This window comes from Petropleomorpha daqingensis, assembly GCF_013408985.1.
GTDB classification, from domain to species: Bacteria; Actinomycetota; Actinomycetes; order Mycobacteriales; family Geodermatophilaceae; genus Petropleomorpha; species Petropleomorpha daqingensis.
On record NZ_JACBZT010000001.1, the window covers coordinates 1,856,306 to 1,879,811 of the forward strand.

27 protein-coding genes are annotated in these 23,506 nt (G+C 74.1%); 22 read left to right on the plus strand and 5 right to left on the minus strand.

Annotation, left to right across the window (positions count from 1 at the left end):
• The first annotated feature begins 42 nt into the window (after window positions 1-42).
• From aceB to GGQ55_RS09225, 9 genes are all read left to right on the plus strand, one after another.
• Window positions 43-1,614 carry a malate synthase A gene (gene aceB / locus GGQ55_RS09185; RefSeq protein WP_179716180.1) on the plus strand — a complete coding sequence of 524 codons (1,572 nt, stop codon included), beginning with the start codon at window positions 43-45 and terminating at the stop codon, window positions 1,612-1,614.
• A complete protein-coding gene (locus GGQ55_RS09190; RefSeq protein WP_179716181.1) occupies window positions 1,615-2,823 on the plus strand; it encodes a DUF6986 family protein in 1,209 nt (402 codons plus the stop codon).
• A gap of 65 nt (window positions 2,824-2,888) precedes the next feature.
• Window positions 2,889-3,545: a DUF5701 family protein gene (locus GGQ55_RS09195; RefSeq protein ID WP_179716182.1), complete on the plus strand. Its 657-nt coding sequence runs from the start codon at window positions 2,889-2,891 to the stop codon at window positions 3,543-3,545.
• A 79-nt stretch (window positions 3,546-3,624) separates the two neighbouring features.
• Window positions 3,625-4,671, plus strand: a complete 1,047-nt coding sequence (locus GGQ55_RS09200; RefSeq protein WP_246323787.1) for a sensor histidine kinase — start codon at window positions 3,625-3,627, stop codon at window positions 4,669-4,671.
• A gap of 56 nt (window positions 4,672-4,727) precedes the next feature.
• Entirely contained in the window at window positions 4,728-5,561 is an 834-nt protein-coding gene (locus GGQ55_RS09205) for an SDR family oxidoreductase (RefSeq protein WP_179716184.1), read from the plus strand.
• Window positions 5,558-6,079 (plus strand): MarR family winged helix-turn-helix transcriptional regulator, encoded by a 522-nt coding sequence (locus GGQ55_RS09210; RefSeq protein ID WP_366489022.1) that lies wholly within the window; start codon window positions 5,558-5,560, stop codon window positions 6,077-6,079. The genes GGQ55_RS09205 and GGQ55_RS09210 overlap by 4 nt, the downstream gene beginning before the upstream one ends.
• A gap of 283 nt (window positions 6,080-6,362) precedes the next feature.
• Window positions 6,363-7,439 carry an ABC transporter substrate-binding protein gene (locus GGQ55_RS09215; RefSeq protein ID WP_179716185.1) on the plus strand — a complete coding sequence of 359 codons (1,077 nt, stop codon included), beginning with the start codon at window positions 6,363-6,365 and terminating at the stop codon, window positions 7,437-7,439.
• A complete protein-coding gene (locus GGQ55_RS09220; RefSeq protein ID WP_179716186.1) occupies window positions 7,436-8,236 on the plus strand; it encodes an ABC transporter ATP-binding protein in 801 nt (266 codons plus the stop codon). Before GGQ55_RS09215 ends, GGQ55_RS09220 begins: the two co-directional genes overlap by 4 nt.
• Window positions 8,226-9,116, plus strand: coding sequence for an ABC transporter permease (locus tag GGQ55_RS09225; RefSeq protein WP_179716187.1), 891 nt, complete (start codon window positions 8,226-8,228; stop codon window positions 9,114-9,116). Before GGQ55_RS09220 ends, GGQ55_RS09225 begins: the two co-directional genes overlap by 11 nt.
• 48 nt (window positions 9,117-9,164) lie before the next feature.
• Here GGQ55_RS09225 and GGQ55_RS09230 read toward each other — a convergent pair whose 3' ends face one another.
• Window positions 9,165-10,178 (minus strand): ATP-dependent DNA ligase, encoded by a 1,014-nt coding sequence (locus GGQ55_RS09230; RefSeq protein ID WP_179716188.1) that lies wholly within the window; start codon window positions 10,176-10,178, stop codon window positions 9,165-9,167.
• Window positions 10,179-10,425: 247 nt separating this feature from the next.
• On the opposite strand from GGQ55_RS09230, the gene GGQ55_RS09235 reads away from it, so the two are divergent.
• On the plus strand, window positions 10,426-11,001 hold the full coding sequence (locus GGQ55_RS09235; protein ID WP_179716189.1) for an NADPH-dependent FMN reductase: 576 nt from the start codon (window positions 10,426-10,428) through the stop codon (window positions 10,999-11,001).
• On the opposite strand, the gene GGQ55_RS09240 is transcribed toward GGQ55_RS09235, so the two are convergent.
• Complete coding sequence (locus GGQ55_RS09240) at window positions 10,998-11,660, minus strand: response regulator transcription factor (RefSeq protein WP_179716190.1); 663 nt, start codon at window positions 11,658-11,660, stop codon at window positions 10,998-11,000. The two genes, GGQ55_RS09235 and GGQ55_RS09240, sit on opposite strands and share 4 nt — an antisense overlap.
• Entirely contained in the window at window positions 11,657-12,802 is a 1,146-nt protein-coding gene (locus GGQ55_RS27695) for a sensor histidine kinase (RefSeq protein WP_179716191.1), read from the minus strand. Before GGQ55_RS27695 ends, GGQ55_RS09240 begins: the two co-directional genes overlap by 4 nt.
• Window positions 12,803-12,959: 157 nt before the next feature.
• Between GGQ55_RS27695 and GGQ55_RS09250 the strand changes: the two genes are divergently transcribed.
• From GGQ55_RS09250 to GGQ55_RS09260, 3 genes are all read left to right on the plus strand, one after another.
• Window positions 12,960-13,532: a hypothetical protein gene (locus GGQ55_RS09250; protein WP_179716192.1), complete on the plus strand. Its 573-nt coding sequence runs from the start codon at window positions 12,960-12,962 to the stop codon at window positions 13,530-13,532.
• A gap of 99 nt (window positions 13,533-13,631) precedes the next feature.
• A complete protein-coding gene (locus GGQ55_RS09255) occupies window positions 13,632-14,090 on the plus strand; it encodes a hypothetical protein (RefSeq protein ID WP_179716193.1) in 459 nt (152 codons plus the stop codon).
• Between the two features lie 21 nt (window positions 14,091-14,111).
• Window positions 14,112-14,606, plus strand: coding sequence for a DnaJ family domain-containing protein (locus GGQ55_RS09260; protein WP_179716194.1), 495 nt, complete (start codon window positions 14,112-14,114; stop codon window positions 14,604-14,606).
• Here the strand turns inward: GGQ55_RS09260 and GGQ55_RS09265 are convergent, their stop codons facing one another.
• Window positions 14,607-16,478, minus strand: a complete 1,872-nt coding sequence (locus tag GGQ55_RS09265) for a hydantoinase B/oxoprolinase family protein (protein WP_179716195.1) — start codon at window positions 16,476-16,478, stop codon at window positions 14,607-14,609.
• A complete protein-coding gene (locus GGQ55_RS09270) occupies window positions 16,475-18,553 on the minus strand; it encodes a hydantoinase/oxoprolinase family protein (RefSeq protein WP_179716196.1) in 2,079 nt (692 codons plus the stop codon). The genes GGQ55_RS09265 and GGQ55_RS09270 overlap by 4 nt, the downstream gene beginning before the upstream one ends.
• Window positions 18,554-18,780: 227 nt before the next feature.
• On the opposite strand from GGQ55_RS09270, the gene GGQ55_RS09275 reads away from it, so the two are divergent.
• The 9 genes from GGQ55_RS09275 (at window position 18,781) to GGQ55_RS09315 (ending at window position 23,471) form a co-directional block, all read left to right on the plus strand.
• Complete coding sequence (locus GGQ55_RS09275) at window positions 18,781-19,629, plus strand: NHL repeat-containing protein (protein ID WP_179716197.1); 849 nt, start codon at window positions 18,781-18,783, stop codon at window positions 19,627-19,629.
• Between the two features lie 19 nt (window positions 19,630-19,648).
• Window positions 19,649-19,984, plus strand: a complete 336-nt coding sequence (locus tag GGQ55_RS09280; RefSeq protein ID WP_179716198.1) for a thioredoxin family protein — start codon at window positions 19,649-19,651, stop codon at window positions 19,982-19,984.
• 67 nt (window positions 19,985-20,051) lie between these two features.
• A complete protein-coding gene (locus GGQ55_RS09285; RefSeq protein ID WP_179716199.1) occupies window positions 20,052-20,477 on the plus strand; it encodes a winged helix-turn-helix transcriptional regulator in 426 nt (141 codons plus the stop codon).
• A 17-nt stretch (window positions 20,478-20,494) separates the two neighbouring features.
• On the plus strand, window positions 20,495-20,830 hold the full coding sequence (locus GGQ55_RS09290; protein ID WP_246323788.1) for a thioredoxin family protein: 336 nt from the start codon (window positions 20,495-20,497) through the stop codon (window positions 20,828-20,830).
• A gap of 38 nt (window positions 20,831-20,868) precedes the next feature.
• Window positions 20,869-21,378 carry a hemerythrin domain-containing protein gene (locus GGQ55_RS09295; protein WP_179716200.1) on the plus strand — a complete coding sequence of 170 codons (510 nt, stop codon included), beginning with the start codon at window positions 20,869-20,871 and terminating at the stop codon, window positions 21,376-21,378.
• Window positions 21,379-21,445: 67 nt separating this feature from the next.
• Window positions 21,446-22,204 (plus strand): SDR family oxidoreductase, encoded by a 759-nt coding sequence (locus GGQ55_RS09300; protein WP_179716201.1) that lies wholly within the window; start codon window positions 21,446-21,448, stop codon window positions 22,202-22,204.
• Entirely contained in the window at window positions 22,201-22,602 is a 402-nt protein-coding gene (locus GGQ55_RS09305; RefSeq protein ID WP_179716202.1) for a hypothetical protein, read from the plus strand. Before GGQ55_RS09300 ends, GGQ55_RS09305 begins: the two co-directional genes overlap by 4 nt.
• Before the next feature lie 33 nt (window positions 22,603-22,635).
• A complete protein-coding gene (locus tag GGQ55_RS09310) occupies window positions 22,636-22,953 on the plus strand; it encodes an ArsR/SmtB family transcription factor (protein ID WP_366489023.1) in 318 nt (105 codons plus the stop codon).
• The gene (locus GGQ55_RS09315) at window positions 22,950-23,471 is read left to right on the plus strand and encodes an SRPBCC family protein (protein WP_179716204.1); all 522 of its coding nucleotides are present in this window, start codon (window positions 22,950-22,952) and stop codon (window positions 23,469-23,471) included. Before GGQ55_RS09310 ends, GGQ55_RS09315 begins: the two co-directional genes overlap by 4 nt.
• Window positions 23,472-23,506 lie beyond the last annotated feature (35 nt).

A 23,506-nucleotide genomic window follows, 5' to 3' on the forward strand; every position in this document is an offset into this window, starting at 1 on the left:
CCAGGCCAGACGGTCGGCAGCCCGAGACGAGGAGTGCCTGCGATGGTGGACGTGCGCGTGGTCGGACCGGACGTCGAGCGCTCCGGTGAGGTGCTGACCCCGGAGGCGCTGGAGTTCGTCGCCGATCTGCAGACCCGCTTCGGCGCGCACCGCGACGCCCTGCTCGCCGCCCGCGCGACCCGGCGGGCGGAGATCGCCGCCGAGGGGCGGATCGGCTTCCGGCCGGAGACGGCGGAGATCCGGGACGGCGACTGGCGGGTTCCCCCGCCCCCGCCCGGCCTGGTGGACCGCCGGGTGGAGATCACCGGCCCGACCGAGCCGAAGATGGCCGTCAACGCGCTGAACTGCGGCGCGAACGTGTGGCTGGCCGACCTCGAGGACGCCAACACCCCGCACTGGCGCAACGTGGTGGGCGGGCAGGTCGTGCTGCGCGACGCCGTCCGGCGGCAGCTCGAGTTCACCGCCCCCGACGGCCGCGAGTACCGCATCCGCGAGGACGCCGTCCTGCCCACGATCGTGCCCCGCCCCCGCGGCTGGCACCTGCCCGAGCGGCACCTGCTGGTCGACGGGGAGCCCGCGGTGGGCGCCCTGGTCGACGCCGGGCTGTACCTGTTCCACAACGCCGCCGAGCAGCTCGCGCGCGGCAGCGGGCCGTACTTCTACCTGCCGAAGATGGAGGGCCACCTCGAGGCGGCGCTGTGGACGCTGGTGTTCGACCACGCCGAGCAGGTGCTGGACCTGCCCGAGGGCTCGATCCGGGCGACCATGCTCATCGAGACGATCCCGGCCGCCTTCGAGATGGAGGAGATGCTGCACGCGCTGGGCAGCCACGCCGCCGGACTCAACGCCGGCCGCTGGGACTACCTGTTCAGCGTGATCAAGGTCTTCCGCGCGGCGGGGCCGCAGTACGTGTTCCCCGACCGGGGCGCGGTCACCATGACCGCCCCGATGATGCGGGCCTACACCGACCAGCTGGTCGCCGTCTGCCACCGGCGCGGGGCGATGGCGATCGGCGGCATGGCGGCGTTCATCCCGAGCCGCCGCGACGCCGAGGTGAACGAGCGGGCGCTGGCCAAGGTCCGCGACGACAAGACCCGCGAGGCCGGCGACGGGTTCGACGGCTCCTGGGTCGCCCACCCCGACCTGGTCGGCGTGTGCAAGGAGGTCTTCGACGACGTCCTCGGCGAGCGCCCCAACCAGCTCGACCGGCAGCGCCCGGAAGTCGCGGTGACCGCCGAGCAGCTGCTCGACGTCGCCGGGGTGCCGGGGGAGCGCACCATGGCCGGGCTGCGGGCCAACGTCGAGGTCGCGCTGCGATACCTCGCGGCCTGGCTGGGCGGCAACGGCGCGGTCGGCATCCACAACCTCATGGAGGACGCCGCCACCGCCGAGATCAGCCGCTCGCAGGTGTGGCAGTGGGTGCGCAACGAGGTCGTGCTCGAGGGCGGCGAGCTGGTCACCGAGGAGCTCGTGCGGTCCGTCGTCGCCGAGGAGGTCGCCGGGATCGGCGAGCTGCCGCACCTGGACGACGCCCGGCGGCTGTTCGAGCAGGTCGCGCTCGCCGACGACTTCCCGGACTTCCTGACCCTCCCGGCCTACGAGCTCATCAGCTAGATGGGCCTCGACGAGAGCGTCTACGCCGAGCTCGACCGCCGGCTGGCGCCGGTGGATGCCGCCCGGCTGGCCGCCTACCCCGGCGATCGGCCCGGCCGGCAGCCGGTGCACACCTGCTACGTGCCCGCCGACGCCGTCGTCCCCGGGATCGCGGAGCAGTGGGGGCAGGCGGCGCTGGCCGCCCTCGACGAGCACGGCCTGCCCGACCTGGGCCTCGACCCGGCGCTGGTCGCCGAGGTGCTGCCGCGGGTGCGCGCCAAGCTCGCCACCGAGCCGGTGGAGGACCTGCGGGTCGACGCCGAGGACGGCTACCGCGGCACCCCGGACAGGGAGGACGACGACGTCGCGGCCGCCGCCCGGGCGCTGGTGACCGGGGCGCCGCCGTCCGTCGGCATCCGGGCGAAGTCCCTGGAGGGGCCGACCCGACGCCGCGGCGTCCGCACCCTCGACGTCTTCCTCTCCGCTTTCGGCGCCGAAATCGGGAGCCGGGCGACCGTCACGCTGCCCAAGGTGACCGACGTCGAGCAGGTGCGCGCCTTCCTGCCCGTCCTCGACGCCCTCGAGGACGACCACGGCGTGCCGCTGGACCTCGAGCTGCAGGTGGAGACGCCGCAGGCGGTCCTCGGCCCGGACGGCACGGCGACGCTGGCGCGGATGGTCCACGCCGCCGGCCCCCGGCTGACCGGCCTGCACTACGGCACGTACGACTACAGCGCGGCCCTCGGCATCGCCGCGGCGCACCAGTCCTCCGACCACCCCGCCGCCGACTTCGCCAAGCAGGTGGTGCAGGTGGCGGTCGCGGGCACCGGCGCCCGGGCCGTCGACGGCTCGACGAACGTGCTGCCGGTCGGCGGCCGCGAGCAGGTGCACGCCGCGTGGCGGCTGCACGCCGGGCTCGTCCGGCGGGCGCTGGAGCGCGGCTTCTACCAGGGCTGGGACCTGCACCCGGCCCAGCTGGTCACCCGGTACGTCGCCACGTACGCCTTCTTCCGCGCGGCGCTGCCGGCGGCCGCGGCCCGGCTCGCGGCCTACCTCGACCGGGCCGACGCGGGGGTCCTCGACGAGCCCGCGACCGCCCGCGCCCTGGCCGGGGTGGTGCTGCGCGGGCTGGACTGCGGAGCCCTGGACGAGACCCAGGTCACCACCTCGACGGGCGTCCCCGTCGTCGAGGTCGTTAAGCTGTCCGGCCGGTGGCCCCGGGGGAGCTGACAGACGCCGCCGATCGTTCGGTCGTGCCGCTCGAGGCGGCGCCGGCCCGTGACGAGAGGGACCCGATGAGCACAGCACCGCACGCGGCCGGGACGACGCTGCGGACGGAGGCCGATCTCGAGTTCGACCGCCAGGTCGACGCCCTCGTCCAGGCCGGGCTGCCCGCCTGGCGGGACCTGGCGGACGAGTGCTTCCGGGCCTGGCTCGAGCCGCTGCGCGACCTGCTGCCGACCCTGCCGGACAGCCCCGGCATCCCGTTCGTCGTCGTGGTGCCCGACGCGCCGGTGCACGACCTCCTCGGCACGGCGCAGATGGTCGGCGGCTCCGGGTTCACCACGATGGCCGACGACGACCTGGACCGGTTCCGGCCGCTGCCGGAGCTCGACGTCCCGGCGACCCCGTACCTGCTGCTCGACGTCGACACCGGCCCCGACACCCTCGGTCTGCCGCCGACGCAGGCCGCCGAGAAGATCGCCGCCTCCGGCCGCACTCCGCTGACGGTCGCGGAGGGGCTCGCCGTCCTGGTCGGCGACCCGGGCGTGCTGCGCTCCCGCAACTGCTTCTCGCTGCTCGGGTCGCGCGCGGGCGACAAGCGGGTGCCCGCGCTCTGGGTCAGCGCGCGGCGGCCCCGGTTGGGCTGGTGCTACCAGGGCGCGCCGCACTCGTGGCTCGGCAGCGCCTCGTGCGCCGGCCGGTTGGCCGCTCCGAGCCCGGTGGGGTGACAGCGGACACCCGGCCCGCGTTCAAGATTGCGCGCCGAGTGTCCGACAATGACAGTGAACGCGGCGCAGCGGCGGCCCGATGGCCGCCCAGGAACCCTCGAGGGGCCAGTTGAACGGTACGACCGGGGAGCATCCCCCTGTGCCCGTTCCCGCGTCCGGGTCCGCTCTCGATCCTGTTCTGGAGGGTGCGGGCGGCTTCCGCCACGGCGCTGCCGTGTTCGGTTCCGACGCCGAGCTGGTGGACGTGGCGCTGAGCTACCTCGAGGAGGGGCTGCGCACCGGTGATCTGACCGTGCTCAGCTGCACGCAGGAGACCGAGGAGCTGCTCCGTCGCGAACTCGGGGCGGGCGCCCGCGGGCTCGAGTCCGACCCCGGTCTCATCCCGCAGGACACCCGGCCGCCGGACGTGTTCACGCACCTGCGGCAGTACGCCCACCGGGCCACGCAGGGCGGGACCAGCCGGCTGCGCGTGCTCGCCGAGGTGCCCGCTGCCCGGGACCCGCTCCAGGTGCGCGAGGTGATCCGCGTCGAGGCGGCGGTCAACTCCGTCATGGCCGACCTGCCCGTGACCAACCTCTGCGTCTACGACAGCCGCCGCCTGTCTCCCGACCTCGTCGCCAGCGCACGCGACACCCACCCGGTGCTCGCCACCGGCGCGACCTGGGCCGCCAACGAGGCGTACAGCGACCCGGCGAGCTACATCCGCGCGCTCCCGTCGCCCCGCCCGTCGGAGGAGAGCCTGGCCCCGATCGTCGTGGTCGACGACGCGCCGTCCCTGCCCGACCTGCGGCACCGACTCATCGGCGCGCTGCCCGCCCTCGTCCGGGACGAGGTGCAGCTCGAGGACCTCCGTCTCGGCATCAGCGAGGTGGCGGCCAACGCCTTCCGGCACGGAAAGCGACCGGTCTCCGGCCGGCTGTGGAGCGTCGGGCGCGAGGTGATCTGCACGATCACCGACAGCGGGACGACCTTCGACAACCCGCTCGCCGGCTTCATCCCCGCGCACGGCTTCGACCTCGGCCGCGGCGGCATGGGCCTCTGGCTGGCCCGCAAGCTCTTCGACCACGTCGACCTGTTCCCGGGGCCGACCGGGTTCACGGTGCGCCTGTCCACCACGCTGCGCTGACCCGTGCGGGCGCGTGTGCTTGACGCGCCAGATCCCTCACTGCTGAGCTACTGAGTGTGATCGTGGTGACGGCGGCCGGTGGCCCTACGGGAACGGCCGTCGTCCGGGCCCTGCGCGAGCGCGGCGAGGCGGTGCGCGCCGTGGTGGCCGGCCGCAAGCCGCGCCCGGAGCTCGAGGAGCTCGGGGCGGAGGTGGTGCTGGGCGAGCTGACCCAGCCCCAGCCGTGGCGCGACCTGCTCGCCGGAATGGACGCGCTCTACCTGATCTGGCCGAACTTCCACCCCGACGAGGGCGACGGTGCGCGCGCGATCTTCGCCGAGGCGCGCCGGGCCGGCCTGCCGCGGCTGGTCTACCACTCGGTGCTGCGCCCGCAGGCCCGGGTCATGCCGCACCACGCCGCCAAGGACCGCGCGGAAGAGGCACTGGACGTCAGCGGCGTCCCCTGGCGCGTGCTGCAGCCGTGCGCCTACGCGGACAACTTCGACGACGCGCTCGCCGAGGCGCAGCGGACGGGGGTGCTGCAGAGCCGGTGGGGGCTGCGGCAGGGCCAGTCGCTGGTCGACCTGCGCGACGTCGCCGAGGCCGCGGCGGTGCTGCTCACGGAGGACGGTCTCGACCGCGGGACGTTCGAGGCGGTGGGCCCCGAGCCCCTGACCGCTCCCCGGCTGGCCGAGCTGATGGCCGATCGGCTCGGGCGGGAGGTGCGCGCCGAGGACCTCGTCCCGCACGGCGACGCCCCGACCTCCTACGCCGGCCGGTGCCTGCGCTCGATGTTCGACCACTACCGCGCGCACGGCTTCGCAGGCAGCCCGCGCGTGCTCACCGACCTGCTGGGCCGCGCGCCCAGGACCTTCGCCGAGCGCCTGGCCGATGTGGAGGTAGCCGCGTGACGATCGCGAGCGAGGTGCGCGACGCCGTCGACCTGATCCTCGACCAGTGGGCGCGCGAGCGGCCCGACCTGGACTGCTCGCCGATGGGCATCATCGGCCGGATCACCCAGCTGCAGCGCGAGGTGCACCTGGCGCAGCGGGCCACGTTCGCCCGGCACGGCCTGGACGCGCCGGCGTTCGACGTCCTGGCCGCGCTGCGCCGGGCGGGGGCGCCGTACCAGCTCACCCCGACCGCGCTGATGCGCACCGCGCTGGTCACCTCCGGCGCGATCACCCAGCGGCTGGACCGGCTGGAGGAGAAGGGCCTCATCACCCGGGAGCGCAGCGAGGCCGACGGGCGCGCCGTCGTCGTCACCCTCACCGATGCCGGCCGGGCCGCCCTGGACGCCGCGCTGCCCGACCACCTGGAGACCGAGCGGGCGCTGCTCGCCGGGCTGTCCGAGGACGACCGGGAGCAGCTGGCCGACCTGCTCCGCCGCTTCCTCGTGTCTCTCGGCCGCCTCCCCCAGGAGCCTTAAGCGCGCTTTATCGCGATAAAGCGCGCTGTGGGCCGGTTCACAGCGCGGCGGTAAACCCGACCTTTCCGGTGGAGAAAGTGTCGGTTACTGTGCCCGCGTGCACCTGCTGCTGCTCGTGGCCTGCCGCCACCTCGACCACGGTCGGTTGAGCAGCACCCTCTGTCCGGGCGCCTGACCGCTCGCCACCCCCTTTCCTGGCGCGCGGCCGCCCGCTGACGCGTGCCCTCGCCCGCTGTCCTCCGCGCGCCCGCGTGCCCTCTGCCCATCCAGAGGAGCTCCCCGCATGTCCCGCACGACCTTCCGCCGCGCACTCGCGGTGCTGGCCGCCGTCCCGCTGGCGATCGGCCTGGCCGCCTGCGGCGGCAGCAGCGCCGCCGACGACAGCGCCTCAGGCGGCGCCCCCTCCGAGCTGCGCCTCGGCTACTTCGCCAACGTCACGCACGCCGCCGCGCTGATCGGCGTCCAGCAGGGCTACTTCGCCGACGAGCTCGGGAAGACGAAGCTGTCGACCCAGGTGTTCAACGCCGGCCCCGACGAGGTCGAGGCGCTGTTCGCCGGCGGCCTGGACGCCGCCTACATCGGCCCGAGCCCGACGATCAACGCCTACGGGCAGAGCGACGGCGACGCGATCCGGATCATCTCCGGCGCGGCGTCCGGCGGCGCGCAGCTCGTCGTCCGCGACGGCATCAACTCCCCCGAGGACCTCAAGGGCACGACGCTGGCCAGCCCCCAGCTGGGCAACACCCAGGACGTCGCCCTGCGCACCTGGCTGACGAAGCAGGGCCTGGAGAACAGCGTGGACGGCGGCGGCGACGTCACCATCACCCCGACCGCGAACGCCGACGTGCCCAACCTCTTCGACTCCGGCGAGCTCGACGGCGCCTGGGTGCCCGAGCCGACCGCCTCCCTGCTCGTCCTCGAGCACAAGGGCCACGTGCTGGTCGACGAGAAGGACCTCTGGCCGCAGGGCCAGTTCGTCACGACGCAGCTGATCGTGCGCACCGAGTTCCTCGAGCAGTACCCGGACACGGTCGCGGCGCTGCTGCGCGCGCACGTCAAGGCGGTCCAGTTCGCGCAGAGCGACCCGGACGGCGCGAAGAAGGCGGTCAACGCCGCGCTCGACGCCGCTGGCGGCAAGTCGCTCAAGGACCCGGTGCTGGACCGGGCGTGGAGCGAGCTGACGGTCACCTACGACCCGATCGCCTCGGCGCTGGAGACCTCGGCGAAGAACGCGGTCGCTGCCGGGACGACGGAGAAGCAGGTCGACCTCAAGGGGATCTACGACCTGCGGCCGCTCAACGAGATCTTGAAGAAGCAGAACCTCGAGCCGGTGTCGGCCGGCGGGCTGGGGGAGGAATGACAGTGCGCACGCAGGACGTGCTGACCGCCGGGGTGGGGGCCGCGACCGCGGCCGCCGCTCCGGCGGCGGTGCGTGTGGAGGGCGTCTCGCAGGTCTTCGGCCGCGGCGCGCCGCCGGTGCTCGACGGAGTCGACCTGACGGTGGCGCCAGGGGAGTTCGTCTGCCTGCTCGGCGCCTCGGGCTGCGGCAAGTCCACGCTGCTCAACCTGATCGCCGGGCTGCTGGAGCCGACCGCGGGCCGGATCGAGGTCTCCGCGGAGCGGCCGGCCCTGATGTTCCAGGAGGCCGCGCTGCTGCCGTGGCTGACCGCCGCGCGCAACGTGGAGCTGGCGCTGCAGGCCCGCGGGGTCGGCCGTTCCGAGCGGCGGGCCGAGGCCGAGCGGCTGCTCGCGGTGGTCAACCTGGGCGGGCACGGCGGCAAGCGGGTGCACGAGCTCTCCGGTGGCATGCGCCAGCGGGTGGCCCTCGCCCGGGCGCTGGCCCAGGACAGCGCCGTCCTGCTCATGGACGAGCCGTTCGCGGCGCTGGACGCCATCACCCGCGACGTGCTGCACCAGGAGCTCACCCGCGTCTGGGCCGAGCGGCAGCTGTCGGTGGTGTTCGTGACGCACAACGTCCGCGAGGCGGTGCGGCTCGGTCAGCGGGTCGTGCTCATGGGCTCGCGCCCCGGCCGCATCGTGCGGGAGTGGGAGATCGACATCTCGCACCCGCGCACCATCGAGTCGCCGGCGGTCAGCGCGCTCGCCGCGGAGATCACCACCGAGCTGCACCGGGAGATCAGCCGCCATGGCCATTGACCTGCGGACGCCCAACGTCGCCGAGGACCGTTCGGTCGTCGCCGGGCTCGACGAGCTGGAGACCCCGGTCGCCGCTCCCGCCGGACCCTCGCTCGGCCGCAGGTTCGTCCGGTCGGTGCTGCCGCCGGTGGTCTTCCTCGCCGTCCTGGTCGGCGTGTGGCAGCTGGTCTACGTGCTGAAGCTGAAGCCGTCGTACGCGCTGCCCGGGCCGGCCGACGTGGCCGATACCTTCTGGCACACCGTGCAGGACGGCCGTGCGACCGAGGCCATCTGGACCAGCCTGTCGCGCGGCGCCTTCGGGTTCGCGCTGTCGCTGGTGATCGGCACGCTGCTGGGCCTGGCGATGTGGAGCAGCCGGTGGCTGCGGGCGGCGATCGGGCCGATCGTCAGCGGGCTGCAGAGCCTGCCGTCGGTGGCGTGGGTGCCGGCCGCGATCATCTGGTTCCAGCTCACCGACGCCGCGATCTACACCGTCGTCCTGCTGGGCGCCGTGCCCTCGATCGCCAACGGGCTGCTCACCGGGATGAAGCAGGTGCCGCCGCTGTTCGACCGGGTGGGCCGGGTGCTGGGCCTGTCCGCGATCGGCCGGGTGCGGTACGTGCTGCTGCCGGCCGCGCTGCCCGGCTACCTGGGCGGGCTGCGCCAGGGCTGGGCGTTCGCCTGGCGCTCGCTCATGGCGGCCGAGCTGATCACCTACTCGCCGCGGCTCGGGCAGGGGCTGGGCCAGCTGCTCAACATCGGCCGCGAGCTGTCGCAGATGTCGCTGGTGATCACGTCGATCGTGCTGATCCTCGTGGTCGGCGTGGCCATCGAGCTGCTGGTCTTCGCGCCGCTGGAGCGCGGCGTCCTCGCCCGCCGCGGCCTCACGACCAGTCGCTGACCGCGGTTTCGCGCGCTTAACCGCGCGCGGTTAAGCGCGCGAAACCACCTAGGGGAGCCCCGGGACGTCGTCGGGGTGCAGGTCGGCGCGGACCCGGACGAAGCGCATCGGGTGGCGGAAGACGCCGGCCTGCAGCGCGGCGTCCGCGCTGACCTCGACGACGACCGCCGGCTCCACCTTGGTGAGCGGCACCGACAGCCGGCCGCCGCCGAAGCGGCCGGTGCCGATCCGGTCCGGCCAGGGGTGGTCCGGCCCGGCCGGGGTGAGGACGGCGGCCAGCTCCTGCGCCTGCCGCGGCGAGAGCGGGCTGGACCGTCCCACGACGACCAGCTCGCCGTCGCGCAGCAGCCCGGCGACGAGCTGGCTGGGCCGCTCGATCGGCCCGATGACGCCGCCGGCGATGACCTCCGTCGTCTCCCAGGACTTGACCTTCAGCCACTCCCGCCGGCCCGGCGCGTACCGGCCGGACGCGCCCTTGACGACCAGCCCCTCGACGCCGGCCGGGCGGAAGTCGCGGAACCAGGCCCTGGCCTCCTCCACGTCGGCGGTCAGGGGGGAGAGCTGCAGCGGGGGAGCCCACCGGGCGGCCAGCTCCTCGAGCGCGGAGCGCCGGGCCCGCAGCGTGCGGCGGCGCAGGTCGGTGCCACCCGCGGCGAGCAGGTCGAACGCGACGTAGGACGCCGGAGCGGCGGCCACGAGGGCGCCGATCCGGCCGGGCGAGGCGCCCATGCGCTGCTGCAGCAGGCCGAAGTCCAGCCGCGAGCCGTTCCACACGACGACCTCCCCGTCGACCACGGACCCGGCCGGCACCTGCGCCACCGCCGCGGCGGCGATGTCGGGGAAGCGGTCGGTCAGGTCGCGGCCCTGCTTCGACCACAGCCGCGTGGACGACGCCGAGCGGACGATCACCAACCGGTAGCCGTCCCACTTGGGTTCGTACCGGCAGCCGCCGGGCAGCGCGCTCGGCGGCGGGATGTCGCGCACCGGCTTGGCGAGCTCCACCGCCACGGGTCCCGCGAGGTCGGGCGGGAGGTCCGGCAACCCCGGGACGAACGACGGCACCGACGGATCATGCACGCGGAGTGAGGGCCGACGTGCCTGGCAGGAAGACCGTGTCACCCGGACGTGGCACGTCCCTACGCTGCGCGAACGCGCTCGGGAACGGCAGGAGTCGCGACTTCTGACAACCTGGACCGGTCGATCGTTGCGAGGACGTGATTCCAGGATGGTGACGGTGGGTAGCGGGGAATTCGTGAGCACGGCTCAAAGTTGAGACGTCAACGAAAGCCCGTCTTCCCGAGGGAGCATCGTGTCTCGTCCCGTCCTGCAGATCATCTCCGCCAGCACCCGCGCCGGCCGCAAGGGCATCGCCGTCGCCCGCTGGTTCCAGCGCTTCGCCGAGCAGCACGGCGGCTTCGACGTCGAGCTGGTCGACCTGGCGGAGGTCGGGCTCCCCGTCTTCGACGAGCCGAACCACCCGCGGCTGCGGCAGTACGTGCACCAGTCGACCAAGGACTGGAGCGCCACGGTCTCGCGCGCCGACGCCTTCGTGTTCGTCACCCCCGAGTACAACCACTCCTTCCCGGCGTCGCTGAAGAACGCGCTGGACCACCTCTCGGCCGAGTGGGCGGACAAGCCGGCCGGGCTGGTCAGCTACGGCGGCGTCTCGGCCGGCCTGCGCGCGGCGACGGCGATCAAGCCGGTGCTCGCCGCGCTGCGCATGCTGCCGGTCGTCGAGGCGGTCTCCATCCCGTTCTTCGCCCAGTTCCTCACCGAGGACGACGAGTTCGCGCCCAACACCGAGCTCGAGGCCGGTGCCAAGGCGATGCTCGACGAGCTGGCCCGGGTCACCCCGGCGCTGCGCTCGCTCCGCGACGCCGCCTAGCCCGGTTCGCCGGGCCGGACCAGCCCGCATTCGTAGCCGAGGACGACGGCCTGCACGCGGTCCCGCAGGTCGAGCTTGGCCAGCACGTGGGCCACGTGCGTCTTCACGGTGGTCTCCGAGAGCACCAGCTCGGCCGCGATCTCGGCGTTGGACCGGCCGCGGGCCAGCGCGGTGAACACCTCCAGCTCCCGCGGCGTCAGCCTGCCCAGCGCCGGCGGCAGGCCGGCGCCGGGCGGCGGCCGGCGGACCCAGTCCTCGATCAGCCGCGCGGTCAGGGCGGGGTCGAGCAGCGCCGAGCCCTCGGCCACCGTGCGGACGGCGTGCAGCAGCTGGGCGCGCGGCGAGTCCTTGAGCAGGAAGCCGCTCGCCCCGGCCCGCAGCGCCCGGTAGAGGTACTCGTCCTGACCGAAGGTGGTCAGCACCAGCACCCGGGACGACGAGCCCGCGGACAGCAGCCGTTCGGTCGCCTGCAGCCCGTCCATGCCCGGCATCCGGATGTCCATGAGGACGACGTCCGGCCGGTGCTCGGCGGCCGCTCGTAGCGCCGCCTGGCCGTCGCCGGCCTCGGCCACGACCTCGAGGTCGGGCTGGGCGTCGAGGATCATCCGCAGCCCCTCGCGGACCATGGCCTGGTCGTCGGCCACCAGCACGCGGATCACGGCGCCTCCACCGGCAGGACGGCGAGCACCCGGAAGCCGCCGTCGGGACCCGGGCCGGTGGTCAGCGTGCCGCCGTACAGCGCCGCCCGCTCCCGCATGCCGATGAGCCCGTGGCCGGTGCGCGTGCCGCTGGGGCCGCGGCCGTCGTCGGTGACCTCGATCCGCAGCGCCCCGGGTTCCTGGCTCAGGTGGACCCACGCCGTCGTCGCGCCCGCGTGCCGGCGGACGTTGGTGAGGGCCTCCTGCACGATCCGGTACGCGGCCAGCTGCACGCCGAGCGGCAGTTCCACCGGGTCGCCGTCCTCGGTGACCGCCACCTGCAGACCGCCGGCCGCCGCCTCGTCGACCAGCTCGGGCAGCCGCGCCAGCGACGGCTGCGGGGTGGTGGCCGCCGGCGCCCGCAGCACGCCCAGCAGCCGGCGCATCTCGCCCAGCGACTGCCGCCCGGTCTCCTGCACCCGGCGGATCGGCTCCACGGCCCGCGCCGGGTCGCCTTCCAGCACCTCCTCGGCCGCCTCGGCCTGCACGACCATGAGGCTCAGCCCGTGCGCGACGACGTCGTGCAGCTCGCGGGCGATCCGCTCCCGCTCCTGGGCCGCGGCCAGCTCGGCCTCGCGCGCCACCTCGCCCTCCAGCGCGGCGGCGCGGTCCTCGACGGCGGCCAGGCGCAGCGCCCGCTGCCGGACGAGCGCGCCCAGCCCGCCGGCCACGCCGAAGTAGACCAGCGGGTAGACGGCGTCGAACGGCGCGACCGGCGCGGTGCGGGCCTGCAGCAGCGCGGTGCCGACGACCGTCGCCGCGACGACGGCGAACCCGGCGATCATCGCCGGTGGCCGCGACAGCCGGGCCAGCGTGTACACGCAGACCAGGACCGCGAGGAAGCTGGCGAAGGTGGCCGGCGCCGACTCGCCGGCCAGCACCTGCCCGAGGATCGCCAGGCTGATGGCGACGGTGACCAGCAGCGGCGAGCGGCGCCGCGCGCCGAGCGGCAGCACGCCGGCCAGCGCCAGCACGGTGACCAGCGCGGGGTTCCCCGCCGGACGGTCGGCGACCAGCTGCACCACGGTGAGGACGGCGAGCACCCCCGGGACGGCGACGTCGAGCCACGGCCCCACCACCGCCGCTCGCGCCGTGCTCGTCACGGGACGCAGAGTGCCTGGCCCACCTCGCGAGCACCACCTGCTGGGGGACCGGTTCCCTCCTCCGGGAGGAGGAGGCGGTTCGCGCCCGCGGCCGATGCGGGGCGCCGTGCCGCTCCGGCAGCGTCCTGGGCCCGACCTCCACCGACAGGAGCCTCCGATGAACCCCTCGTTCCTGCGTCCGCTCGGCCTCGCCGTCGCGCCGCTCACCGTCGTCTCGCTCGGCCTCGCGGTCGTGGCCGGGACCACCGCCTCCGGCGCGGCCGTCGAGGCCTCGCCGTTCGCCATCGCGTCGTCGGCACTCCTGCTGCTCGCGCTGCTCGGCATCGCGGCCACGGGGCTCGCCGCCGTGGCCGCCGGCCGGACCCTCGTCGCTCCCGGGCTCGCCGTCCTCGGGGCCGTGCTCGTGGCCGGCGGGGGGTGGGCGTCGCTGTTCGTGCTGCCGGACCTGGCCGACCGGGCGCCGCGGCTGCTCTCCTCCGGACAGCTGAGCGGGGTGACGGTCGGCTACGTGGCCTCCTACGCGATCCTCGCGATCGGCTGGCTGGCGACCGGGATCGTGCTGGCGCGGGCGCGCGTCGTCCCGGTCTGGCTGGGCGTGCTGCTCGCGGTCGGCGGCGCCGCGACGATGGTGCCGGCGCCGGAGCCCCTGCGGCTGCTGATCCTGAGCGTGGGCGTCTCGCTCGCCGCACACCGGCTGGCTGCACCGGCCCGGACGGCGGTGACCGCCTGACCGACGTCAACCTCCGGATGGATGCGGATCAGCCGTGCGGCCGACGCGGAGCCGTCCCCTCGCACAGCAGGCTCGCCGCAACCACACAAGGAGGCAGTCATGCGCGGCACCATCCTCGGCGGCGCGGTCCTGGGCATCGTCGTCCTGACCGCGGCCCCCGCTCTGGCCTGTTCGTCGCTGACGCCCCGCGCCTGCGCGGCCGCCGGCGGCACCTTCGCCCACCAGCGGTCGGTGAGCACCTGCACCGTCACGACGACCGCACGGCAGACGACGGCGCCCTTCTCGACGCTGAACACGCGCAGCGAGGCCGGGCTCACCGCCGAGTACGACGGGCAGGCGCAGGACGTGTACGACGTGGCGACCACGACGACCCGCAGCCAGCGCGGCCGGGGGCCGATCACCACGACGACCAGCACGACCACCACGCTCGTCGGGCGGCAGTGGCTCAGCTGCCACGTCACCGAGACGTTCGAGGGAGTCGTCTCCTCGGCCGGCACCGTGGATCCCGACGTGTGCGCGCACCCGGAGAACTACCCGCTGACGGGCCTCATCGTCTGAGTGGGGGTATCAACGAAGGCGATGACCGAGCGCAAGCCCCCGGGCATGTCCTTCGAGACCTGGGTCGATCAGCAGATCACCCAGGCCCAGGCCCGTGGCGCGTTCGAGGGCCTCACCCTCGCCGGGCGGCCGCTGCCCCGTCGCGACCGCGAGCAGACCAGCTACGAGTGGGCGCTGGAGTGGGCGCGGCGGGAGAACGGCGGCCCCGACGGCATGCTGCCGCCCGGCCTGGCGCTGCGGAAGGAGCGCGACGGGCTGCCCGAGGTGGTCGCGCGCCTGCCCTCGGAGGGCGCCGTCCGGGGCGTGGTCGACGAGTTCAACGAGCGCGTGGCCGCGCACTGGCGCCGTCCGGCCGACCGGGCCGACGCCGTCCCGGGCATGGCCGACCTCGACGTCCTGCTCGAGCACTGGCGGGCGACCCGCCCGCCGGCCGAGCCCGAGCCCGAGCCCGCGATCATGGCGCCGGAACCCCGTCGGAGGCGCCGGCGGTGGTTCCGGCGCCGTGATCGCGGCTGATCAGAGGACGTCGAACTCGTTGAAGGCCGCGCCGCCGGAGAGCTGGGCGTAGCCGGGACCGCGGTCGAAGAACGGCTCGTCGCCGGTCCGCTCGGCCTGCCGCGACGCCCGCAGCGCCTCGGTCGCCTCGTGGTCGGCCTCGCCGGACTCCGTCACCACGACGCCGTAGTCGGCACGCGCGCCGGCCACCGAGACCTTGCGCCACGCGATGTCGCGCAGCACCTCCTCGACCGGCCGGTCCAGCGGGTCGCCCCAGCCGCCACCGCCGGTCGTCCTGATCCGGACGACGGTGCCGGCCGTCAGCGGCTCGGCGTCGGCGAGCGCGTCCACCTCGTGCTCGTCCGGCCCGCCCGGGTCGACGGTGATCTGGAACGGCCGCCCGGCCTTGCCGCCCTTCACGCCCCAGCAGGCGAGGATCGAGCGGTCGGCGATCGACATGAAGTGCGCGTCGCGCAGCACCCGGATGTGCTTCTCGTAGCCGCAGCCGCCGCGGTAGCGCCCCGGCCCGCCGGAGTCCATGGCCAGGCCCAGCCGCTCGACGCGCAGGGGGAAACGGCCCTCGGTGAACTCGGTCGGCAGGTTCCGCGAGTCCGGGACCACGTGGATGGTGTCCTCGCCGTCGGCGTAGTACCGCCCGCCCGAGCCGCCACCGAGCACCTCGCGCATGAGGTACGGCTGCCCCTCCAGGTCGGTGCCGTAGACGCCGGTGTAGCGGATCGTCTCCTGGTCGGCCGGCATCCGTCCGCCGGTGGCCTTGGCCAGCACGCCGGCGAGCACGCCGAGCAGCCGCAGGATCACGAACGTCCGGGCGTTGGTCGGCGCCGGGAAGATCGGCGTCAGCAGCGTCCCCTTCTCCGGGAAGCGCATCTCGATCAGCGGGACGACGCCCTCGTTGACGTCGAGCTGCGCCATCCGCTCCGGCGACTCGGCCAGGTTGCGCAGGATCGGCGCCAGCCACTTCTTGAGGAAGTTGCCGTCGGCGTAGTCGCCGCAGTGGTTGATCGGCCCCTTGGCCTGCGGGCCGGTGCCGGTGAAGTCGATCACGAGCGGCACCGAAGCAGAGGAGTCCATGGTCAGCGTGATCCGCTGCCGGTGCAGCTGCGGCTCCTCGACGCCGTCGTGCTCGGCGTAGTCCTCCCACACGTAGGTGCCGTCGGGGATCTGCGACAGGATCTCCCGCCGGTAGACCTCGGTGGAGTTGGCCAGGATCGCGTCGAAGCAGGCCTCGACCGCCTCGACCCCGTACCGGTCGAACAGCTCGCCCAGCCGCCGCGCGCCGGCCAGGCAGGCCGAGCACTCGGCGTCGAGGTCGGCGGCCAGCGAGTCGGGCATCCGCGAGTTGCGGGTCATGATCTTCAGCGCGCTCTCGTTGGGCACGCCGCGGTCCCACAGCTTGATCGGGGGGACCATCAGGCCCTCCTCGTACACCGACGTCGCCGCCGACGGCATGGAGCCGGGCACCGCGCCGCCGATGTCGTCGTGGTGGCCGAACGCCTGGATGAAGGCGACGACCCGCTCGGCCCCGTCCACGTGCGCGAAGACCGGCACGGTCACGCACAGGTCCGGCAGGTGGCCGATCCCGCCCTCGGAGAGGTAGACGTCGTTGTGGAAGAAGACGTCGCCGACGTTCATCGTGTCGATCGGGTAGTCCCGGACGACGGGGTGCACCAGCGCCGAGTACGAGCGGCCGGTGAGCTTGCGCAGCTGCCGGTCGTGGATGCCGGCCCGGAAGTCGTGGGCGTCGCGGATCATCGGCGAGCGCGAGGTGCGCCCGATCGACGTCTCGACCTCCTTCTCGATCGCGGCCAGCGTGCCGGCCACGATCTCGATGAGGACCGGGTCGGCCTCGACCTTGCCGTCGGTGAGGCTCATCGACCGTCCTCCTTGGTCAGCAGCAGGTTGCCGTAGGCGTCGACGGTGGCGCGGAAGCCCTGGTGCACGGGCACGGTCGAGCCGAACTCCTCGATGATCGCCGGGCCGTGGACGACGTCGTCCCGCCTCAGATCGGGCCGGTTGTAGGTCGGCGTGTCCACCCAGTCGTCGAAGAACACCCGCCGGGAGCCCGTGACGGCCCGGTCCGTCCCGCCGTCGCCCGGCTCGAGTTCGACCATGTCCGGACGGCGGATCGGCCCGATCCCGCTCACCCGGAGGTTCACCCACTCGACCGCCTGGCGCGGGTCGTCGGCGAAGTCGTAGCCGTAGAGCTGCCGGTGCGCGGCGTGGAAGGCCTGCGCCACGGCCTCGGCGGCGGCGTTGTCGAGCAGGCCGTCGGCGACCGGCACCCGCACCTCGAAGGCCTGCCCGACGTAGCGCAGGTCGGCGGTGCGCTGCATCCGCTGCTCATCGCGGCCGAAGCCCTCGCCGTCCAGCGCCGTCCGGGCCTGCGCCTCCAGATCGGCGTAGACCGCCTTGACCCGCTCGAGGTCGAGGTCGGCGTGCCGGGAGACGACGGTCTGCACGTAGTCGTTGCGGACGTCGACGGTGAGCAGCCCGAACGCGCTGACGTTGCCCGGGTTCGGCGGCACCAGGGTGCGGGGCAGGCCCAGGATGTCCATCAGCCGGCAGGCCAGCAGCGAGCCCGACCCGCCGAACGTGGTCAGCGTGAAGTCGCGGACGTCGAGGCCGCGGGCGACGGTGACCTGGCGCAGCGCGTTGGCCTGGTTCCACGCGGAGATCTCGAGGATGCCGGTCGCCGTCCGCTCCAGGGACAGGTCCAGCTTGCCGCCGAGCGCCTCCAGCCCGTCGCGGGCGGCCTCGACCGACAGCGGGATCTCCCCGCCCAGCAGGTGCGGGGGGATCCGGCCGAGGACGACGTGCGCGTCGGTCACGGTCGGCTGGTCGCCACCGTTCGGGTAGCACATCGGGCCGGGGTCGGCACCGGCCGACTTCGGCCCGACCTTGAGCGTGCCCTCGGGGGAGAGCCAGGCGATCGAGCCGCCGCCCGCGCCGACGGTGACGACGTCGATCATCGGGATCTTCGACGGGTAGTCGCCCACCGAGCCCTCGGTGGTCAGCGTCGGCTCGCCGTCGATGACCACGGTGACGTCGGTCGAGGTGCCGCCGCCGTCGCAGGTGAGCACCCGGTCGAACCCGGCCGTGCCGGCGATCAGCGCCGCGCCCAGGGCGCCCGCGGCCGGGCCGGACAGCATCGTGGTGATCGGCTGGTGCACGACCTCGCCGGCCGACAGCACGCCGCCGTTGCTCTTCATCACGTAGAACGGCACGCCCGGCGCGATCTCGTCGAGCCGGGTGCGGATGTTGGTGACGTACGCGGCGACCTTGGGCTTCACCGCGGCGTCGACCAGCGTGGTCACCGAGCGCTCGTACTCGCGGTACTCGCGCAGCACCTCGCTGGACAGCGAGACGACGGCCCCGGGGTACTCGGCCTCGATCACCTCGAGCATCGCCCGCTCGTGCGCGTCGTTCGCGTACGAGTGCAGGAAGCAGACGCCGATGGTGCGGATGCCGGCGTCCTCGAAGAAGCGGACGGCGGCGACGGCGTCGTCCCGGTCGAACGGGCGGACCTCCTCGCCGCGGAAGTCGAGCCGGCCGCGGACGGTGCGCACCAGGTCGGCGGGAACGATGCGCGGCGGCTTGACCCAGAAGTAGCTGTTGCCGTAGCCGTCGGGCACCGACTGCCGGGCGATCTCCAGCACCGACTCGTAGCCCTCGGTGGTGATGAACCCGATCCGGTCGAGCTTGCCCTCGAGCAGCTGGTTGGTCGCCACCGTCGTCCCGTGGCTGACCGCGGTGACCGCCTCGCCGTCCAGCCCGAGCTGCCCGAGCACCTTGCGGACGCCGTTGAGGAAGCCCTCGGCCGGGTCGACCGGCGTGGACGGCGTCTTGGTGGTGCTGGTCTGCCCGGTCTCCTCGTCCACCGCGACGACGTCGGTGAACGTCCCGCCCGTGTCGATGCCGATGCGGACCCGGCGGGGCGGCGCGCTCATGCCGGGTACCTTAGCGGTGAGATACCGGTCGCGGAAGCGTCCTCGTTGACGCCGGGTGCCCGCGGTGCTGCGATGCCCCGGTGCTCACCGCCTCGCGGTGTTCCGCCTCCCTGATCGCCGCCGCGCTGGTCCTCGCCGGCTGCACGGCCGATGGCGGGGGAGGCGATCCGCCGTCCGCGGCGACGACCTCTGCCACTGTGCGGTCGACGGCTCCCGAGGGCTTCCCGGTGTTCGCTGCCGAGGACATCCAGGAGGCGCGGCTGCGCCTGCCGGGAGGCCCGGACTGGCTGGCGGTCGCCGAGGACGGCGTCTGGGTGAAGCGTGACGACGGCACGCTCGACCGCATCGATCCCGACACCGGCAAGTCGGCGCTCAGCGTGGAGCTCGGCGGTGGCCTGTGCCAAGGGGTCGGCGCGGGTCTGGGGGCCGTCTGGGCGTGCCGGGACACCGACGTCGTCCGCGTCGATCCCGCCAGCGGCGAGGTGACCGCGGTGTTCCCGCTGAACAAGACGGCGAGCCAGGGGCATCTGGTCACCGCCTCCGGGCGACTGTGGGTGCTGGCCGGTGACGGAAGCACGCTGCGCGGCCTCGACCCGGCGACCGGGGCGGTCGTCACCACGATCGCTCTCGGGGCCCGAGGGACCGACGTGGGCGCGGGACCGGCCGGTCTGTGGGTGGCCAGCCAGCCCGACGGGCAGGTGCTCCGGGTCGATCCGGACGCCGGCACCGTGGCGGTCCGGGCGACGGGCCTCGACCGGCCGCTCGCGGTCGCCGTCACCGACCAGGTGTGGGCCGGGGGCGCCGATGCGACGGTGCGCCTGGATCCGAGCACCGGGGCCGTGCAGGTCACGACCGCCGTCGGCATCGGTCTCGACGGCAGCATCGCCGCGGCCGGGGACGGCGTCTTCCTGCGCAACGGGGAGCGGTTCCTCGTCCGGCTGGACGCCGCGACCGGTGCGCCCGTGTCCGGCGTCTCGGCAGACGTCGAGAGCGCCGGCGATGTGGTGGTGGCGTTCGGCTCGGTCTGGACGACGGCCTACGACGACGCCACCATGTTCCGACTGCCTGCGAGCTGACCGCAGAGGGGGACATCCCATGCCCGTGCCGTTCACCACCGACGCGACCTTCGCCGACGACGTCCTGGCCAGCCCGACGCCGGTGCTGGTCGACTTCACCGCCCCCTGGTGCCAGCCCTGCAAGATGATGGCGCCGGTCATCGAGAACCTCGCCGTCGAGCAGGCCGCGCGGATGACGGTGATCGCCCTCGACGTCGACGAGAACCCGGTCACCACCGACCGGTACCACGTCATGGGCATGCCCACGCTCGGCTTGTTCATCGGCGGCGAGCTGGTCACCACCGTCGTCGGCGGCCGGCCCGGCTACGCGGTGATGCAGGCCCTCGAGCCGTATCTGCCCTCGGCCGTCAGCTGACTCCTCCTCCGACCCGCCGCAGGCGCCCCTTGCATCCACACTGGGTCCAGGGTCTAGACTCAGGACCGTGAACGACGGTGTGGCGCAGGTGCTGTCCCTCGTCGGCGAGCGGTGGGCGCTGCTCGTCGTCCGCGAGGTCGCCCTCGGGCTGCGCCGGTTCAACGAGCTCGAGGCCGCGACCGGCGCGCCGCGCACCGTCCTGTCCGACCGGCTGCGGCGGCTGACCGCCGCCGGGGTCCTGGCCCCGCGCCCCTACCGGATCCCCGGCAGCCGCGAGCGCACCGAGTACGTCCTCACCGACGCCGGAGCCGACCTGCTCCCGCTGCTGGCCGCCGTGTCCGACTGGGGCGAGCGGCACCTCGGCGCGGGCGCGGCGCAGGACGTCGTCTACCGGCACGGCGGCTGCGGCGGCCGGGTGACCGCCCGTCTCGTCTGCGAGTGCGGCGAGGAGACCAGCCCGCACGACCGGTTGATCGCCCAGGTCAACCGCTGATCCCCGAGGAGAGCGTCATGTCCCTGCCCACCACCACCGACGCCGCGTTCGCCCGCGACGTCCTCGCCGCCGAGACCCCCGTGCTCGTCGACTTCACCGCCGACTGGTGCCCGCCGTGCACGATGATCAAGCCGGTGCTCGAGCGGATCGCGACCGAGGAGGCCGGCCGGCTGCGCGTCGTCACCCTCGACGTCGACGAGAACCCCGAGGTCACCCGCCGCTACGGCGTCCTCGGCATGCCGACGCTCGGTCTGTTCATCGGTGGCGAGCTGGTCACGACGCTGGTCGGGGCTCGGCCGCAGGCCGCCGTCCTCAAGGCGCTCGAGCCCTACCTGCCGGTCTCCGCTCGCTGAGATTGCGAAGGCCCGGGACGCCGACGAGGGTCCGGGGCATGGACATCACCGAAGTCATCCTCGAGCAGCACCACGAGCAGCGGCGGATGTTCGCCGTCCTGGACGAGATGCCCCGCGGCGACACCGCCGCGCTGGGTGCCGTCTGGGCGAGGCTCGAGGTGCTGCTCGAGGTGCACGCCGAGGCGGAGGAGAAGTTCTTCTACCCGCGGCTGCTCAAGCTGGGGAAGGGCAATCCGGACGGCGACGTCGACGAGGAGGTCGAGGACGCCATCAAGGACCACAACGACATCCGCGACGCGGTGAGGAAGACGCACGACCACGAGGTCGACACCGACGAGTGGTGGACCGCCGTGTGGGACGCGCGCAAGGCCAACGACGACCACATGGGCGAGGAGGAGCGGGAGGACCTGCTCGACTTCCGCCACCACGCCGACCTGCAGACCCGGCACGACATCGCGGTGCAGTTCCTCACCTACGAGGCGCAGCACTACGCCGGCATCCCGATCCGCGACAAGGACCCGGAGCAGTACGTCGAGGAGAACTCCTGACCCCGTGTCACGCTTCCGGCCCCTGCTCCGTCTCATGGGGGAGGACTGAGACGGAGGAGGACGGGCGATGCGGATCGCGGTGGCCGGGGGGACCGGCCTGGTCGGGGGCCTGCTGGTCGAGGAGCTGAGGGCCGCGGGACATGACCCGGTGGTGCTGGCGCGCTCGACGGGCGTCGACATCACCACCGGGGCGGGGCTGGACGCGGCGCTCGAGGGCGCCGGGGCCGTCGTCGACGTCAGCAACGTGACGACGACGCGACGCGGCCCGGCCGAGGCGTTCTTCGCCGCCGGCACTCGTCACCTGCTCGAGGCGGGCCGGCGCGCCGGGGTCGGCCACCACGTCGTCCTGTCGATCGTCGGGGTCGACCGGGTCGACACGGGCTACTACGCGGCCAAGCGCGCGCAGGAGCGGGCGGTCCTGGACGGCGACGTGCCCGCGACGGTGCTGCGGGCGACCCAGTTCCACGAGTTCGCCGACCAGCTGCTGGCGCGCATCCCGGGGCCGGTCGCCGTCCTCCCGCGCATGCGCGTGCAGCCGGTCGCGGCGCGCGAGGTCGCGGCGGCGCTGGCCGCGCTGGTCGACGGGCCGCCCGCCGGACCGGCCCCGGACCTGGCCGGTCCCGAGGTGCACGAGCTCGTCGACCTCGCCCGGCGGGTGCTGGCGGCACGGGGGTCGCGGCGGCCGGTGCTCCCGGTCCGGCTACCCGGGCAGGCCGGCCGGCAGATGGCCGAGGGGGCGCTCCTGCCCACCGAGCCGGGGCCGCGCGGCCGGGAGACCTTCGACGAGTGGCTGGCCGCCCTCGCCCCTGCGCGAGACGCTCGGTGAGAACGGTCGTCCGGGCGGCGCTGGCGCTGCTCGCGCTGTCCGCCGCCGTCGTGGGGTTCTGGGCGCTGTTCGCGCCGTCGTCCTTCTACTCGTCGTTCCCCGGCCTGGGGTACACGTGGGTCTCCGAGGCCGGGCCGTACGACGAGCACCTGGTCCGCGACGTCGGCGCGCTCTACCTGGCCCTGCTGGTGGTGACCGTTCTCGCGCTGCTGCGGCCGGCCGCCGTGCGGCCGTGGGTGGCCGGCGTGGCGTGGCTGGTGTTCGGCGTCCCGCACCTCGTGTTCCACGCCGCGCACGCCGGTCCCGGCGACGCGGTGGAGGTCACCGCGCTGGCGCTGAGCGTGCTGCTCGCCGTCCTCGCCTGCCTCCCGGCGGGTCGAGCCCGCTCCATGCCTTGACGGGCATATGCCTGCAGAGGCATGCTCGTCGACGTGCACGAGGCGACGTGGGCGGCGCTGGCCGATCCGAAGCGGCGGGCGGTCCTGGGCCTGCTCCGGGAGCGACCCCGCGCGGTCGGTGAGCTGGTCGGGGCGCTGCGGCTGACCCAGCCCGCGACCTCCAAGCACCTGCGGGTGCTGCGGGAGGCCGGGCTGGTGCGGGTGATCCCGGAGGCGCAGCGGCGGATCTACGCGCTCGACCCGGCCCCGCTGGCCGAGCTCGACGCCTGGCTGGACCCGTACCGGGCGCTGTGGAACGACCGCCTCGACGCACTCGGCAGGCATCTGGACGAGACGGAGGAACGGTCATGACGGACCTGGGCACCTACGTGGAGCTCGACGGCCGGCCCGCGGTGCGCTTCGAGCGGACCTTCCCGCACCCGGTCGAGCGCGTCTGGCGGGCGGTCACCGAGCCGGGGGAGCTGGTGCGCTGGTTCCCCTCGGCGGTGCAGCTGGAGCCGCGGGTCGGCGGGGCGGTGACGTTCTCGGGCGATCCGTACATGGAGGGCTCGACGGGGCGGGTGCTCGCCTACGAGCCGCCGTCCCGGCTGGCGTTCACCTGGGGGGACGACGAGCTGCACCTCGCGCTGGAGCCGGCCGACGGCGGGTGCCGGCTGAGGCTGGTGAACGTGCTGTCGGACCGCTCGACCGCCGCCCGCAACGGCAGCGGCTGGTACGTGTGCCTGGCCGAGCTGGTCAAGGTGCTCGACGGCGTCCCCTCGCGCGGCCCGCACAGCAAGGACACCGTGCCGTGGGAGCCGACCTACCAGGCGCACGTCGACGCCGGCCTGCCCTCCGGCGCCCCGATCCCCGACCCCGTCGAGCGGTGACCGACCCAGGCATGGGAAGCGATACGTGCGTTTTC

Bases quoted from the DNA above. Each gene is read 5' to 3' on its own strand.
- GGQ55_RS09215 (WP_179716185.1), top strand. From the start codon at position 6,363: ATGTCCCGCACGACCTTCCGCCGCGCACTCGCGGTGCTGGCCGCCGTC.
- aceB (WP_179716180.1), top strand. From the start codon at position 43: ATGGTGGACGTGCGCGTGGTCGGACCGGACGTCGAGCGCTCCGGTGAG.
- GGQ55_RS09190 (WP_179716181.1), top strand. From the start codon at position 1,615: ATGGGCCTCGACGAGAGCGTCTACGCCGAGCTCGACCGCCGGCTGGCG.
- GGQ55_RS09260 (WP_179716194.1), top strand. From the start codon at position 14,112: ATGACCGAGCGCAAGCCCCCGGGCATGTCCTTCGAGACCTGGGTCGAT.
- GGQ55_RS09265 (WP_179716195.1), bottom strand. From the start codon at position 16,478: ATGAGCCTCACCGACGGCAAGGTCGAGGCCGACCCGGTCCTCATCGAG.
- GGQ55_RS09225 (WP_179716187.1), top strand. From the start codon at position 8,226: ATGGCCATTGACCTGCGGACGCCCAACGTCGCCGAGGACCGTTCGGTC.
- GGQ55_RS09195 (WP_179716182.1), top strand. From the start codon at position 2,889: ATGAGCACAGCACCGCACGCGGCCGGGACGACGCTGCGGACGGAGGCC.
- GGQ55_RS09295 (WP_179716200.1), top strand. From the start codon at position 20,869: ATGGACATCACCGAAGTCATCCTCGAGCAGCACCACGAGCAGCGGCGG.
- GGQ55_RS09280 (WP_179716198.1), top strand. From the start codon at position 19,649: ATGCCCGTGCCGTTCACCACCGACGCGACCTTCGCCGACGACGTCCTG.
- GGQ55_RS09255 (WP_179716193.1), top strand. From the start codon at position 13,632: ATGCGCGGCACCATCCTCGGCGGCGCGGTCCTGGGCATCGTCGTCCTG.
- GGQ55_RS09250 (WP_179716192.1), top strand. From the start codon at position 12,960: ATGAACCCCTCGTTCCTGCGTCCGCTCGGCCTCGCCGTCGCGCCGCTC.
- GGQ55_RS09315 (WP_179716204.1), top strand. From the start codon at position 22,950: ATGACGGACCTGGGCACCTACGTGGAGCTCGACGGCCGGCCCGCGGTG.
- GGQ55_RS09270 (WP_179716196.1), bottom strand. From the start codon at position 18,553: ATGAGCGCGCCGCCCCGCCGGGTCCGCATCGGCATCGACACGGGCGGG.
- GGQ55_RS09300 (WP_179716201.1), top strand. From the start codon at position 21,446: ATGCGGATCGCGGTGGCCGGGGGGACCGGCCTGGTCGGGGGCCTGCTG.
- GGQ55_RS09200 (WP_246323787.1), top strand. From the start codon at position 3,625: ATGGCCGCCCAGGAACCCTCGAGGGGCCAGTTGAACGGTACGACCGGG.
- GGQ55_RS09220 (WP_179716186.1), top strand. From the start codon at position 7,436: ATGACAGTGCGCACGCAGGACGTGCTGACCGCCGGGGTGGGGGCCGCG.
- GGQ55_RS09290 (WP_246323788.1), top strand. From the start codon at position 20,495: ATGTCCCTGCCCACCACCACCGACGCCGCGTTCGCCCGCGACGTCCTC.